At 54.5% G+C, this 13,033-nt stretch carries 11 protein-coding genes; 6 read left to right on the top strand and 5 right to left on the bottom strand.

Going from position 1 to position 13,033, the window contains the following annotated elements; genetic code table 11:
- Nucleotides 1–49: 49 nt before the first annotated feature.
- Entirely contained in the window at nt 50–2,383 is a 2,334-nt protein-coding gene (locus EKM97_RS00690) for a cation-translocating P-type ATPase (RefSeq protein WP_125570344.1), read from the bottom strand.
- Nucleotides 2,384–2,576: 193 nt separating this feature from the next.
- Here EKM97_RS00690 and EKM97_RS00685 point away from each other — a divergent pair, with 193 nt between their 5' ends.
- The 3 genes from EKM97_RS00685 to EKM97_RS00675 all read left to right on the top strand — a co-directional run bounded on the left by EKM97_RS00685 (nt 2,577) and on the right by EKM97_RS00675 (nt 6,214).
- Complete coding sequence (locus EKM97_RS00685) at nt 2,577–3,503, top strand: proline iminopeptidase-family hydrolase (protein ID WP_125570343.1); 927 nt, start codon at nt 2,577–2,579, stop codon at nt 3,501–3,503.
- Between the two features lie 987 nt (nt 3,504–4,490).
- On the top strand, nt 4,491–5,027 hold the full coding sequence (locus EKM97_RS00680) for a GNAT family N-acetyltransferase (RefSeq protein WP_125570342.1): 537 nt from the start codon (nt 4,491–4,493) through the stop codon (nt 5,025–5,027).
- Nucleotides 5,024–6,214 carry a multidrug effflux MFS transporter gene (locus tag EKM97_RS00675; RefSeq protein WP_125570341.1) on the top strand — a complete coding sequence of 397 codons (1,191 nt, stop codon included), beginning with the start codon at nt 5,024–5,026 and terminating at the stop codon, nt 6,212–6,214. The genes EKM97_RS00680 and EKM97_RS00675 overlap by 4 nt, the downstream gene beginning before the upstream one ends.
- A gap of 115 nt (nt 6,215–6,329) precedes the next feature.
- On the opposite strand, the gene EKM97_RS00670 is transcribed toward EKM97_RS00675, so the two are convergent.
- Nucleotides 6,330–6,794: a MarR family winged helix-turn-helix transcriptional regulator gene (locus tag EKM97_RS00670; protein WP_125570340.1), complete on the bottom strand. Its 465-nt coding sequence runs from the start codon at nt 6,792–6,794 to the stop codon at nt 6,330–6,332.
- A 129-nt stretch (nt 6,795–6,923) separates the two neighbouring features.
- Here EKM97_RS00670 and EKM97_RS00665 point away from each other — a divergent pair, with 129 nt between their 5' ends.
- Nucleotides 6,924–7,853 (top strand): alpha/beta hydrolase, encoded by a 930-nt coding sequence (locus EKM97_RS00665; protein ID WP_125570380.1) that lies wholly within the window; start codon nt 6,924–6,926, stop codon nt 7,851–7,853.
- A gap of 304 nt (nt 7,854–8,157) precedes the next feature.
- Entirely contained in the window at nt 8,158–9,024 is an 867-nt protein-coding gene (locus tag EKM97_RS00660; RefSeq protein ID WP_125570339.1) for a DegV family protein, read from the top strand.
- Nucleotides 9,025–9,760: 736 nt separating this feature from the next.
- On the opposite strand, the gene EKM97_RS00655 is transcribed toward EKM97_RS00660, so the two are convergent.
- The gene (locus EKM97_RS00655) at nt 9,761–11,131 is read right to left on the bottom strand and encodes a hemolysin family protein (RefSeq protein WP_125570338.1); all 1,371 of its coding nucleotides are present in this window, start codon (nt 11,129–11,131) and stop codon (nt 9,761–9,763) included.
- 259 nt (nt 11,132–11,390) lie between these two features.
- Here EKM97_RS00655 and EKM97_RS00650 point away from each other — a divergent pair, with 259 nt between their 5' ends.
- Nucleotides 11,391–12,008, top strand: coding sequence for a type 1 glutamine amidotransferase (locus tag EKM97_RS00650; RefSeq protein WP_125570337.1), 618 nt, complete (start codon nt 11,391–11,393; stop codon nt 12,006–12,008).
- A 63-nt stretch (nt 12,009–12,071) separates the two neighbouring features.
- Here EKM97_RS00650 and EKM97_RS00645 read toward each other — a convergent pair whose 3' ends face one another.
- The gene (locus EKM97_RS00645; RefSeq protein ID WP_125570336.1) at nt 12,072–12,632 is read right to left on the bottom strand and encodes a class I SAM-dependent methyltransferase; all 561 of its coding nucleotides are present in this window, start codon (nt 12,630–12,632) and stop codon (nt 12,072–12,074) included.
- A 21-nt stretch (nt 12,633–12,653) separates the two neighbouring features.
- Complete coding sequence (locus EKM97_RS00640; protein ID WP_125570335.1) at nt 12,654–13,019, bottom strand: hypothetical protein; 366 nt, start codon at nt 13,017–13,019, stop codon at nt 12,654–12,656.
- Nucleotides 13,020–13,033 lie beyond the last annotated feature (14 nt).

Here is a 13,033-nt window from a genome sequence, read left to right as displayed (position 1 = left end):
CAGAATCATGTGCATTGATTCTGGCAGTGCCTCTTTGCGTTGGTAAATGCTAGCGCCAGTTGATTCGCGCCAAGATGCGGCGGCCCAGGAATTCCTGCAGGAGCAGGTACACAGGCACGGTGGAAATCGCCATTGGTCCGTAGATCAAGAAGAGCTTGAAGTCCCATAGCGAAACCAGAGAGAAAAGCTTGTTGATGACGAAGAAGACAACGACCAGCGCGGTTCCGGAGGCGACGACCATCGCAAACTTGTAACGGTTGAATGGGCGCGCAACGCGGAACAGGACGTTGTAGGAAACGCAGGCAATCATCAGGGCGACGAGGGTGCCGGTGGTGCTAAAGGACAGCCCCAGCGCAGTTTCTAGCCAGGTGAGCACCATGGTGTAGATCACAATCTCGAGCGCGGCGGGTGTGGCGAAGGTCATGACCTTCTTCATGAACTGACCGGTGACGCGGGCAAAATTTGGTTCGAGGGTCAGGAAGAAGGAAGGGATGGCCACCGCAATGGCCGACACGGGCGTCAGGTTAATCGGGATAATCGGGTAATCCGCATTGATGAAGATGAACAGCGCCGTGAGCGTCGTGGAGTACATCGTTTTGATGAGGAACAATGAAGCGATGGACTCGATGTTGTTGATGACGCGGCGGCCTTCGTTGAGCACGCCGGTCATGGCGCTGAAGTCAGATTCAAGGAGTACGAAATCAGCAATCGCGGACGCGGCCTCGGAACCGCTAGCCATGGCGACGGAGCAGTCCGCTTGCCGCAGCGCGAGCACATCGTTGACGCCATCACCGGTCATCGCGACCGTGTGGCCGAGCTGCTGGTAAGCGGCAATTAGGCGTTTCTTCTGTTGCGGTGTGACGCGACCGAACACCGTGTTGGCCTGCATGAGGGCACCAAAGTCGGCATCGTCGGCAACGGTGGACATATCGACGTAATGCTCAGCACCAGCGATTCCTGCTAAGCTGGCGACTTTGCCGACCGTGACGGGGTTGTCACCAGAAATGACTTTCAAGGTGACGCCCTGACCGGCGAAGTAACTGAAGGTGTTGACGGCACCGGGGCGCAATTCGTCGGCAATGGTGATCAGACCCAGCAGGTGCGGGGCGGTTAATTGCGGGGTAAGCGCCTGCGCCGAACCGACGACGAGCACCCGCAGACCGGCACGCGCCGCGGCATCGACTTGCGTTTGAACATCAGCGGGCAAATCGCCGCCAAAAGTAAACTCCGGCGCGCCCATGAAGTAGTGGCTGCCGTTGCTGAAGCTAGCGCCAGACCACTTACGGGCGGAGCTGAAAGGCACGGTGTTCGTGCTCGTCCAGAACTGCGGTTGCGGGCAGGTGTCCTTGATGGCGAGGGCGGTTTCGTTGTCGTCGTTCAGGGCGTAGACGAGGGCCGCGGCTGTTTCCTGCAATTTTTGTTTACTAGTGCCGGCGACGGGGATGAATTGCTTGACGTGCAGCTTGCCACTGGTGATGGTTCCGGTTTTGTCTAAGCAGATTGTATCCACGCGCGCCAGTGCTTCAATGGCGGTCAGAGAACGAACTAGTACCTTTTTCTTGGCCAGGTTGCGACTGCCGACGGCCAGCGCCACATTGGTCATCAGCACCAGTCCTTCCGGAATCATGCCAATCACGGCGGCACTGGTGGTCAGAATGGCGCGGTTGTAAACGCCGCGACGGAACATCGACACGGTGAAAAGCGCGATACCCAGCGGAATCAGGACGTAGGTTAGAATCTGAATGATGCGGTTGATGCTGGCGAGCAGCTTGCTGCTGCTCTCCTTCTCGGATTTGGCTTCGAGGGCGAGCTTGCTGGCAAAAGTATTCGCGCCAACCGCGGTAACCTCCATGCGGCCGTTACCGGCAACGGCGAAGCTGCCGGAGAGAATGCGCGCACCCTGCTCCTTGGCAATTGCGTTGGGTTCACCGGTCAGCGGGCTCTCGTCGATTTCTAGCGGTCCAGCGCTGCGCATAATGCCGTCGACAGGGACCTGACCACCGCGGCTAATGGCCAAAATGTCGCCAACCACGATGTCACTGGGCGGAATCTCCTGCATTTTGCCGTCGCGCAGGACGGTGGCGGGCTCCTGGCTCAAGATGGTCAGGGAATCCACCTGGCGCTTAGCACGGATTTCCTGGAAGGTCCCGATTGCCGTGTTGACGATGGCGACACCAAGAAACAGTAAATTCGTATAGCTGCCAGTCGTAAAGATAAAGGCAGCCAGGACCACGTTCACCAAGTTGAAGAGCGTGAAGGTGTTATCCTGCACGATCTGTTTCACGGAGCGGGTCAGGGCCTCATCATGGCGATTTTGCAGTCCGGCCGCAATTTGCGCGCGCACCTGCTCGCTACTTAGTCCGGTTTCAAGCGTCGTTTTCATGGCCACCCCTCCTTACAAGTGTTTGCCCTGTGCGTCTACTTTCTAATTTCATTGTATCCGTTTGCGGGTCACTTTACCTCGGCAAATAGTCTGGTTTTAGTGAAAATTAGTCGGCTATTTTCGAACGAATGGCTGAATTTTGCCGGCAAGTGGTTGATAATAGGAATAATTAGATGAGAGAGGAATGAGGACATTGCCAAAAACAAACCCAAACGGAACGCGCTTCATTGAACTCGACAACGGCTATAAGTTGTGGAGTCAAACACAAGGAGAGGGCGACATTCAGTTGCTCACGCTGCATGGTGGCCCCGGTGGTACCAACGAGATATTCGAGAATTTTGCGCAGGAATTGGCACCATACGCTGTGCGGGTGAGCCGCTACGACCAGCTGGGTTCCTGGTTCTCTGACCAGCCTGACTTTAGTGACCCAAAGAACCGTGAAAAATTCTTGAACATTGACTACTACTTGGACGAAGTGGAAGAAATGCGCCAGAAGTTGGGTCTCGATAACTTCTTCCTGCTTGGCCAGTCCTGGGGCGGCGTGCTCGCCATTGAGTATGCACTCAAGTACGGTCAGCACCTGAAGGGGTTAATTCTCAGCTCCATGATTGACAACCTGGACGAGTACATTACGAGCATCAATGCCATTCGTGAATCCATGTTCAGCGCCGACGAAGTGCAGTACATGCAGCAAAAGGAAGCTGAACACGATTTCCAGGATGCACACTATCAGGAACTAGTTAGCGAATTGGGCGAGCAGTACCTGCACCACCAGAGTGACCCGCAGCCGCGTCACCTCATCAGCACAATGGGCACGGCGGTGTACAACTACTTCCAAGGTGACAACGAGTTCGTCATGGTCGGTGCGCTGAAGGATTGGGATCGGCGCGGCTACATGCAGCAAATCAAGGTGCCAACCTACCTGACTTTTGGCGGCCACGAGACGATGCCTCTGAGCGCGGCTGCGCGGATGGCAGAAGAGCTGCCTAACAGCCGCTTGCACATCACGCCGCACGCCGGTCACGGCCAGATGTTGGACAATCCGGAAGACTACTTCACCAACCTCGGTGAATTCCTGCGCGACGTGAACGATGGTAGTTTTGTGCCAACGCCAAAGTAAGTTCGCTGTCCGTCAGCGATAGCATTTCAGTGACGAAGTCACGCTGGGCCTCTGTGGTGTTTTCACGGCCACCGTTAGGTGGTGGGACCGGCAACTCCGGTAGGAGTGCGCTTGGGCTTCGCTCCGCGGAAACTGCGTCGGCGGGGACCGTTCAGGCCTCCGTTGGAGTCCTTCACTGGCAGAATTGCCGCAAGACCAGCGTCAATTCTGCGCTCCCGGCATTATCGTGTGCAGCCGCGGCGGAAAAGCACCGCCGCGTCTTCAAACGATAATGCTTTCGCCGACTCCGTTCCCGCCCGCTACGCCCAAACACACTCCTACCTCCGTGGCCGGCACGTTACTGAGTAGGGAAAGACCCAGAAATCTGGCGATAACGCACTGAAATGCTCCAACTGACAACAGGACGTCAAATTAATGGTGACAAGATTAGTGTATTCAGACAGAAGACTGACTAACCGTTAATTGTGCCAATATTTCTGAATCGTGTTCCCTCTTCGTTTGGTGTTTCCGCCAGCGCAACCTGAAATTTTCCCCACCAGAATGCTGTTGTAGCACTTAGGGACTGGGGTGACTTGGTGGAGTGAACGCAGGTAGGTGGCGCGCAAAGAACATGAATAGCCCATACAACCGGCGTCAGCCGCATTGTATGGGCTGTTCATGTTCGGGGTAAAGCTTTTTGCCAAGGGCTTCGGCAAAAAGTTTAGCGGTAGCCTGGTTTACCAGGCGTGAGCCAGTGGCACTTTGCGCTTTAGCGCTTAGTGCCACGGCCGCGTAGCTCGCCCCCGCGCCACCTACCTGCGGGCACGTAACCAAGTCGCTCCAGGCTCGACCTTGCGGTCAAAGCCCTATTTTCAACCCCTGTATCCTTGTGGATGAAAGTTCTAACGCTGTCGCTGACGGACAGTATTAGTATTGCCCGGGAAATGTAAAAGCGTGATAATGAATGCTAAACGTATGCGGCTGTGAAGCCAGAAGGAGTGACAGTTAATGCCTGCAATTTTTGTTCGTCCGGGACAGTCGGATGATGTCGACGCCATCATGAAAGTGATCGCTGGTGCCCGCGCCTTTTTGGGCAGCCAGAACATTGACCAGTGGCAGGGAAACTACCCTGACCGTGCTGCGGTGGAAACCGACATTGCCAACGGGGCCAACCGGGTGCTGGTCGTCGATGGCCAAGTGGTTGGGATTGCCAGCCTTATCCAGGGACCAGATCCGTTCTACAAGTACATTGAAGGTGGCACCTGGATTGGTGGCCCCGACGTGCCTTATTACGCTATTCACCGTTTTGCCATTGGTGACGCTGGCCGCGGTTTGCACCTCAGCCGGGCGTTCTTGACGGCACTTTTGTCCGAATTATACAGTCGCGGTGTGCGCGACGTGCGGATTGACACGCATCCGGATAACAAAATTATGCAGCACGTTGTTCTCAGCAATGGGTTTGAACATCGCGGACTTGTTTACCTGGATGAACCAGTGCCGGAGCGGCTTGCCTACCAGTTGGTGTTTGGCGGTGCGACTGAGTGAAGAATGAGCGTAAATTTAGTTGGGGTTTAGCCATTTTGCTTGGGACCTTATCGGCGTTTGGTCCCTTGTCGATGGATTTGTACCTGCCGGCGTTGCCGACGATGCAGGCGGGCCTGCACACTAGCGCAACAATGGCGCAACTGACCATTACGGCCAGTGTTGTTGGATTGGGACTTGGCCAGGTGATTATTGGCCCCTTGTCTGATCGTTTCGGACGGCGCTGGCCGCTACTGCTTGGTGTCCTGTTGTTTACCATTTGCTCCGCACTGATTGCGGTGCAGCAAAATATTGCCATTATTATTGCCATTCGCTTCCTGCAGGGGATTGGTGGGAGCGCCGGGCAGGTACTCTCCAGGTCTATTGCTCGCGATTTGTACAGTGGCAAGCAATTGACGCGCTTTATGGCACTGCTGATGGCCATTAACGGGATTTTTCCAATCATTTCGCCGAGCATTGGGAGCCTGATTCTGATGGCCACCAACTGGCGCGGAATTTTCATCGTGCTAACGGTGATTGGTGCGCTGCTCATTTTGTTCAGTCTGCTGATGCTGCGGGAAAGCTTGCCGGAAACGCGGCGGAGCACGCAACTCTGGGGTGCCTTTCGCGATATGGCTTTCCTGATGGGCGACCGTGAGTTTATGACTTACGTACTTGCGCAAGGGTTCGCTTACAGTGCGCTGTTTTCTTACATCTCTGGCTCCAGCTTCGTTTACGAACGTTACTACGGTGTGCCCGTACTGGTCTTTTCAATTCTGTACGCGGTTAATGGGCTGGGCATTGTACTCGGAACCAACCTGGTTGGCCGTTTGAGTCGGCGTCTATCGACCAAGCGCATTATGCACGCGTCACTCATGGGCGGCGTCGGGGCAGGGCTATTGCTGCTGGCCAATGCACTCACGCTCGATTCATTGATTGTGATGATTATCGGATTGGTGCTCATGCAGATTTGTTTTGCCGGCGTCAATACCACTGCCACCAGCCTCGGTATGAATGGAGAAGCCGAACGTGCCGGCGGGGCGAGCGCCATGCTCGGTCTTGGCAGCAACGTTCTGGGCGGTGTGGCGTCACCACTTGTCGGCATGTTTGGCGCGCAAAACGCGGTGCCCATGGTCGGCATGATTCTAGCCAGCAACATCCTTGCGCTCGGCACTTACGCCATCGGCATGCATGGTCGCATGGATGACTAGTTGGTAATAGCCAAAAGGCCTCAACTCCAAACGCGTGGTACTTGCGCAGGGGTGAGGCCTTTGTCTTTTGCTAAACGTTACGGGTGTCACACTGGCACTAGTGCTTGTGATACTGCTATGATTGGTTGGTGTTATTTCCGTCACGCATTGGCTGGAGGACGTCGTTGTTGATGTGTTCCAAAATGGTGGTGAGGGTCTGCACCTCGCCTTCACCGATGGTACTGGTGAGTTGGTTGAAACTGCGGTTGAGCGCGGTTTCGATTTGCTTTTCGACCTGCACGCCGTTAGTGGTGAGGCTGAGCACATGCCGCCGGTGATCGGCGGTTGCGGTGGTCTGGTTGATGTATTCGAGACTCCGCAGCGTGCGCAACTGGCGGGCAATTGCGGGTTTCGTTACGCCGCGCAATTGGACTAATTCCGTTAAATTGCTTGCGCGTTTATGCGCAATGTCGCGTAAAATTTGGTACTGTTCGAAAGAAACATGGAATTCAGCCGTCGCATTTTGAAGCAGGTTGGCCATTCCCTTTGTAGTTTTGAAGTAAATGTCAGTGAACGCATTACTTAACTGATTGCTATTCATGCTGAGGGCCTCCGAGTTGTATTCATGAACAATATAGCAATTATTGTGCGATAAGTATACCGTATTTGGTTAACTTAAAGTACATAGAGTCAAAAAACAGTCAAAGTCGAGGATTTTAGATTGAAATTTATCCGCAAACATCGTAAACTCACTGCCGCAATTGTGATTGCCCTGGTGGTACTTGGTGCCTATGGTGGCGCTTGTGAGTATTTTTACAGAGTCGCCTTCATTCCGAGTACAAAGACGTTCCTGAACAACAAAGTCAGCAAGCGCGAACAGGCCAACCGCGACTGGTTGGCCGCTGTTCATAAACAGACGTGGACCCAGACAGCGGTTGGGCACAGCGATTGGCAACTGAAGGCGGATTACGTTCCCGCCGCCAGCAAGAGCAGCAAGACGGTGGTGGTGGCGCATGGTTACATGAACACCAAGGAAGATATGGCGGCATACATCCGAATGTTCCACAACGCCGGCTACAACGTGCTGGCGCCAGATGATCGTGGGCATGGTCAGTCTGATGGCACATACATCGGCTATGGTTGGGCGGACCGTCGCGATTACCAGAAGTGGCTTCAGCAACTTCTGCGCCGTGAAGGCAGTCAGCAGCAGATTGCCCTCTTCGGTGTTTCGATGGGTGGTGCGACTGTGATGTACCTGAGCGGCATGAACTTGCCCAAGCAGGTGCAGGCCATCGTCGAAGATTGCGGCTATACGAGTGTCGACGCGGAATTATCCTTCCAAGCCAAGTCGATGTACAACTTACCAAGCCGGCCGCTTGTTCCTAGCGTGTTACGGCTAGCGCAGCTGCATACTGGCGTTGATTATCCGGCCGCGTCCGCCACACGAGCACTTAAGAAGAACAACTTGCCCACCTTCTTCATCCATGGAGCGCAGGATAAGTTTGTGCCAACCAAAATGGTTTACGCCAACTACAAGGCAAGCGCTGGTGAAAAGAAGCTGTGGGTAGTCCCTGGCGCCAGGCACGCCCAAAGCGAACTTAAGCACCCGGCGGAATATCAGCACCGTGTTCTCAACTTCTTGAGTACGCACTTGCGTTAACTTCCTTGTGCAACCGCATTGTAGAACCTGCGCGCTGGCGACCAGTTCAGCGCTGAATTTCGATAGTAAATCGTAACTTTTGCGCAGATAGCGCCAGTTTTTGCCAATCAAAATAGACGTAAACAAGCCCCTGCTAGCGACAACTAGCAGGGGCTTGTTTATGCCGTAATGCTAAACCCAAGCACGCTAACCATATTTTGCACTTTTTGCACAAATTGCTTGCGCAAGGTTACAGCTGAAACCTTGAGTATGACCGCTCGGCAACTTACACTTAGGAGAAAAGCGGAGAAAAAGGGTGGGTGTCATGAAGACAGCAATCGTAACTGATAGTTCGGCATACTTGACGAAGGAGCAGGTTACTGCCGCGGGGATTACCGTAGTGCCGTTAACCGTTATGTTTGGGCAAGAGGAATTGTTCGAGAACGAGACAATTTCCAGTCAAGAATTCTACGAACGCATGCGTACTGAGGACATGCCAACGACGGCGCAGGCACCGCTATATCGCCTCGATGAAACGTACCGGACGCTCGCCGCAGCAGGCTTTGACGCGGTGCTCTCGATTCACCTAAGCGGTGCACTTAGCGGGATGGTGGATAGTCTGCGCGGATTTGTGCAGGACTATCTACCCATCAAGGTTTACGTGCAGGATTCGCGCACGATTAGTGCTGGCCTGGCTTATCAAGTTCAGCTGGCCGCCCGCATGGCAAATGCTGGTTATGCGCCGGAGCAGATTATGCCGGTGCTAGATCAGTTTGATGAGCAGGTGTCCGTAGGCTTTGTGGTCGATAATCTCAAGCACTTGCTGCGTACGGGCCGCATCAGCGGCTCCACGGCATTTTTAGGCAATCTGCTGGCAATCAAGCCAGTCCTGGAAATGCATGACGGCAAAATTGTGCCAGTGGGCAAGGAGCGCACAGCCAAACGGGCTGTGAAGCGCATCGGTAGCGACGCGCTGGCGAATGCGGCGGCGATTGACGGGCCGGTACGCTTCAACATCATCGACGCCACTAACCCAACGGCCGTCACGCAGTTGCGCGAGCAGGTGCTGGCCGCAGACGCTGATGCCACTATTGACCGTAGCGACATCGGGCCGGCAGTCGGTGTGCACACTGGTGAGGGTGTGGTCGGTATCTTCGTTGCACCAGACTGGACGACGTATCCCATGGGCTGAAACTGTCTGTTAGTGTAAGTCGTGAAACATTCATCCGCAAGAATGCGGGTTTTGAAAAGGTGCTAGACCGAAGGTCGGGACTGGGGCGACTTGGTTACGTGCCCGCAGGTAGGTGGCGCGGGGTCGCTCACGCCTGGCAAGCCAGGCTACCGCTAAACTTTTTGCCGAAGCCCACGTCAAAAAGATTTACCCCGAGCACGAATAGCCCACACAAAACGGCCTTCGCCGGTTGTGTGGGCTATTCGTGCTCTTTGCGCGCCGCCTACCTGCGTTCACTCCACCAAGCCGCCCCAGTCCCTAAGTGCTACAACAATACTCCAGTAGGGAAAGTTTCAGACTACATGAGTCGGGGCGCCAAACGCAGACGAACACGTAATCGAGGAATGCTGTCACAATATGCAGTTCATCTGTCTTCCTAAACATGGTGAATATTGAAGTCATAGCCTTTCTAAGTACCGGAGACAGTCATCACTTAGTCACGACTGATGTGTACTGTATTTCCTACTTAGTAATATGTCGGCCACGGAGGCGTGAGTACGCTTGGGCGGAGCGGTCCCGCCCGACGTAGTTCTCCGGAGCGCAGCCCAAACGCACTCACGCCGGAGTTGCCGACCTCACCGCCTAGCGGCGGTATGAAAACAGCACAGAGGCCGTGCGTGACTTCGTCACTGAAACGCTATCGCTGGCGGGCAGTAAAAGGGCGGTGCACCCATCATGAGTGCACCGCCCTTTTGTGTTAGTTATTATCGTCTGTGCTCTCGTCAGCCTTGGCCGGAACTTCTGGCCCAACCGTGACGGTGAACCACTTGACGAAGCCGCGTTCATATTCCGTAACGTGGAAGTGGTAGCGACCCAGGACGATGTCGTCGCCCTGCTTCATCTTCGGGTGGCTTTCCTGCAAGGAACCGCCAACCGTGATGATGTCGGAATCATCGAAATCCGGAATGTCAGTGTGGAAGAATCGCTCGAAGTCGTACAGCGTGGTTTTCCCGCTGACCTTGTAGACATTATCCTGATCGGTGCCGATGATGTATTCATCAGAAACGTCATCGATTTCGTCCTTAACGGTCCCGAATAATTCTTCGTAAATATCCTTGTCCGTGACAATCCCGCTGGTACCACCGTACTCGTCGGAGACGACCACGATAGGGGATTGGCTCTTAATCATTTGCTGCAGAATACTCTGGATAGGGGTAACTTCCGGTACCGTGACGATGGCCCGCAAAATTTTGGCAATGCGGATGGAGTCGTCAACGCGGGACTGGCGGACTAGATCGTAGACATAAACGTAGCCCAGGATCTTGTCCTTGTCGCCATTTGCGACGACGGGGAAGCGGCTGAAGCCTTCTTCAAGGTAGAGGCGCAGCACTTCCTTAACCGTGGCGTTGATGTCGACGACGACCAGACGGGTGCGGTCGACCATGACGTCGCGCGCAACCTTATCGTTGAAATCGAAGGCGCGCTCCATGTAGACCAAGTCATTCTTGTCCAGCTCCCCAGTGGTGACCGCGGTCTTACTCAGGTTGAGGATTTCAGCCTGGGAGAAGGCCTCGCCACCTTCTTCTGCGGGTTTGATGCCAAACAGCCGCAGAAAGGCGATAGAAGACGTGTTCAGGAACCACACGAAGGGGTAGAACAGAATGTGGAAGTAATGCAGTGGTGTGACCACGAACATCAAAGTTTTGACTGAGTAATCAATCGCGATGTTCTTCGGGACGATTTCAGTTAAAACAACTTCCAAGTAGGTCAGGATGATAATCCCGAGAAAAGCCCCAATCACGTGCAGGCCGCCACCGGGCAGCTGCAGGTGCGTGAAGCCGAGCAGACTGACGAGGAGGTATTCTGCCACCTCTTCACCAATCCAACCCATAATCAGACCAGCGACGGAAACCCCAATCTGGGTCGTCGACAGGTACTCGTTTAAGTTGTGCGCCATCTTGAGAGCACGGGTGAGCTTGGTTTTGCTACCTTGGCCCGCCTTCAGCATTTCCTCAAGTGTGCTGGGCCGAGTCTGCACCAGCGCAAACTCGCTCGCAACGAAAAACGCTGCGAACAAGAAGGTAACGACCATCACCAATAGACTAGAGGCGACTTGGCCACTATCCATAGTTTATATTCCCCATTTCACATTAAAATATTCGCTTTAATTTTACCATGAATGCAATAGCTAAGCTAATCGGTCGATTAGTAGTAGATGATTGCTATCTGGTACTTTGCAAGCGACGGATGGCGTACATTATAACAGTATTTGGCAAGGCGTGCAGTCGTCTGGGGTACTTTTCAGTAAAATTCAGGACTAAAGTCGCAGGGCCGGCGCGGCGACCGCGCCAAAAGTGCTAAACTTGGTGAAAAGTGAGGATGACAACATGCAAATTGAAGTAATGCAACACACCCCAATTGAAGAACCCGGCGCTATCGCGGTTTGGGCGCAGGAGCACGACGTTGAGCTCAATGTGCACCGCATCGATATTGGCGATGACATCAAAACGCTTAATCCGGCGGCAATGGACGCGTTGATTGTGCTCGGCGGTCCCCAGAGCGTGAACGATGATGACGACTGGCTCGCTGCCGAGCGGATTATCATTCGCAGCCTGGCCAAACTCGGCCGCCCGGTGCTCGGCATTTGCCTAGGCGCGCAGCAGATTGTGCGCGCGTTCGGGGCGCCGGTATTCACCGCCGATGAACCTGAATACGGCTACCAGCAGGTGCGCGATCTGGCATCTGGCGCCGATTTCACCGCTTTCCAGTGGCATGGCGAGGAGATGGCGGAGTTGCCAGGCGCCAAGCAGTTGTACACGAACGCTGCGGGCACGAATGAGGGCTTTGTCTACCACGACAACATCGTGGGCCTGCAGTTCCATCTGGAGATGACGTCCGCGATGATTGATGAACTTTACGCGAGTGAGAACAAAATGCCGGTGGCTGATCAGCCGGTTGCAGTTGACCGCTTGAACGCAATTTTGGACCAGTTGTTTACGGCATAAAAGCCATGTAAAAGGCGCCGGGGACTCCTCATCGTGAGGAATTTCCGGCGCCTTTTGCATAGCTTAACGTTGATGCCCGCCGAGGCGACTGCGGCGCAGGATGCTCATGACATTCCCGCTGGGCAATTTGGCGAGGTCACTGGCGCTCCAGCTACCAGAGCGGTGGTCACTGGAGTAGATGCTACTTTCAACTTGCTGGACGTATTCGGCGACACCACTCAGCACGATGCGGCCGTGCCCGTGCCGAAGCAGGTGGGCGGTGTTCGCCAGCACGTTGTAGTTCTCGGGACCGACATTGGGCACGATGATTAAATCGTACTGACCGCCGAGAATTGGCCACGTGGCAGTTGGCATGAGCCGGTAGCGCAAACGTGAGGAAATCGCGGCGGCGCGGGCGGTGGCAACGTTGGTGCGGCTGGCATCGACGCCGAGGCTGGCGAGCGCGCCGGCAATAACCGCTTGTTCGTTCAGCCAGCCGTTTTGACTTCCGAGAACAATGACCCGTTTGCCGGTCATGTCGGGTAATTTTTTACGTAAGTTTGTCCAGTCAGCGCTGGGCGCCTTTGTGGTTTTGAGATTCCGTAAGTCGGTGCCGGCGACTTGCGGGTAGATGTGTTGCACCATGTTGAATCCTTTCCGTGGCCGTTAGTCGACGAACTGTAGCTGGTATTCACGCAACTTGCAGTCGATGTTGACGCTGACGTGCCGGTTCAGATCGGTCACGATATTACGGGCCGCCTTCATTTTGGTCTCGAAATCAAAGAACTTACTTTCTGCAGCAAAGACCGCAAAGTCATAGTTCTCGGCGATGAAGGATGCGTCGGTGACAAAGCTGAGGTTATTCTGGTCATGGCGACTGCCAGGCTTCAGAACGGAGTCGATGTAGTGGTACAACTCGCTAGGGGTGAAGTGGAGTGGCGCAATCAGGTCGGTGGTGATGGTGAAGTTCGGCGCATCATCAACCATCGCGTCGTTGATGGTGACTTGAGTTAAGGCTTGGTATAGTTTCATGATTGAATCCTCCA

The organism is Lacticaseibacillus songhuajiangensis (assembly GCF_003946025.1).
Classification (GTDB): Bacteria; Bacillota; Bacilli; order Lactobacillales; family Lactobacillaceae; genus Lacticaseibacillus; species Lacticaseibacillus songhuajiangensis.
This window is presented reverse-complemented; position numbering and strand designations above follow the sequence as displayed.

What these genes read in the sequence shown, in the direction of transcription:
- EKM97_RS00690 (WP_125570344.1), bottom strand. Translation starts at nt 2,383, where the DNA reads ATGAAAACGACGCTTGAAACCGGACTAAGTAGCGAGCAGGTGCGCGCG.
- EKM97_RS00680 (WP_125570342.1), top strand. Translation starts at nt 4,491, where the DNA reads ATGCCTGCAATTTTTGTTCGTCCGGGACAGTCGGATGATGTCGACGCC.
- EKM97_RS00670 (WP_125570340.1), bottom strand. Translation starts at nt 6,794, where the DNA reads ATGAATAGCAATCAGTTAAGTAATGCGTTCACTGACATTTACTTCAAA.
- EKM97_RS00660 (WP_125570339.1), top strand. Translation starts at nt 8,158, where the DNA reads ATGAAGACAGCAATCGTAACTGATAGTTCGGCATACTTGACGAAGGAG.
- EKM97_RS00655 (WP_125570338.1), bottom strand. Translation starts at nt 11,131, where the DNA reads ATGGATAGTGGCCAAGTCGCCTCTAGTCTATTGGTGATGGTCGTTACC.
- EKM97_RS00650 (WP_125570337.1), top strand. Translation starts at nt 11,391, where the DNA reads ATGCAAATTGAAGTAATGCAACACACCCCAATTGAAGAACCCGGCGCT.
- EKM97_RS00645 (WP_125570336.1), bottom strand. Translation starts at nt 12,632, where the DNA reads ATGGTGCAACACATCTACCCGCAAGTCGCCGGCACCGACTTACGGAAT.
- EKM97_RS00640 (WP_125570335.1), bottom strand. Translation starts at nt 13,019, where the DNA reads ATGAAACTATACCAAGCCTTAACTCAAGTCACCATCAACGACGCGATG.